The organism is Endozoicomonas atrinae (assembly GCF_001647025.1).
Taxonomy (GTDB): domain Bacteria; phylum Pseudomonadota; class Gammaproteobacteria; order Pseudomonadales; family Endozoicomonadaceae; genus Endozoicomonas; species Endozoicomonas atrinae.
Genome location: NZ_LUKQ02000722.1, coordinates 1 through 630, shown reverse-complemented (window position 1 = coordinate 630; position 630 = coordinate 1). Strand labels below are relative to the sequence as shown.

2 tRNA genes and 1 rRNA gene are annotated in these 630 nt (G+C 43.7%); all 3 read right to left on the bottom strand.

Going from position 1 to position 630, the window contains the following annotated elements:
* Positions 1 to 172: 172 nt before the first annotated feature.
* Positions 173 to 248 (bottom strand) — tRNA-Ala (locus AK963_RS30280).
* Between the two features lie 111 nt (positions 249 to 359).
* Positions 360 to 436 (bottom strand) — tRNA-Ile (locus AK963_RS30275).
* A gap of 110 nt (positions 437 to 546) precedes the next feature.
* Positions 547 to 630, bottom strand: a 16S ribosomal RNA gene (locus AK963_RS30270); the annotation flags it as partial.

The window sequence follows — 630 nt, the reverse complement described above, 5'->3', positions numbered from 1 at the left end:
TAGCTATGATTGTTTCCAATCAAAACTTGAGAGTGTCTCAGCAAGAATCTTCATTAAACGATTTAACCGAAGTTAAATTGCTTAAATCAATTCAGCTTAAATTTGGATTCCACATTGTTAAAGAACAGAAGCATGAAAATATGCTTAATGAATCAGTTGTCGTTTGAGAATTTGGTGGAGCTATGCGGGATCGAACCGCAGACCTCCTGCGTGCAAAGCAGGCGCTCTCCCAGCTGAGCTATAGCCCCATATCTCTTACAGTTACCGGTCTCCAGAATTTTTCGTTAGCTAAGGAAAAAGATTTGCAAAGTTTGCTTGAAGCAAATGAGCAATCTTTTGACGCTGGATAACGGAAAATTTGGTGGGTCTGGGCAGATTCGAACTGCCGACCTCACCCTTATCAGGGGTGCGCTCTAACCGACTGAGCTACAGACCCATGATAACTGATTCATTAAACACACTTTTAAAGAACAACCTCAGGACGAGGATGCTTTAACAAAACAATCAAACAATTCGTGTGAACGCTTATGGACGTCGGTCTTCGTTTAAGGAGGTGATCCAGCCCCAGGTTCCCCTAGGGCTACCTTGTTACGACTTCACCCCAGTCATGAATCACTCCGTGGTGATCGC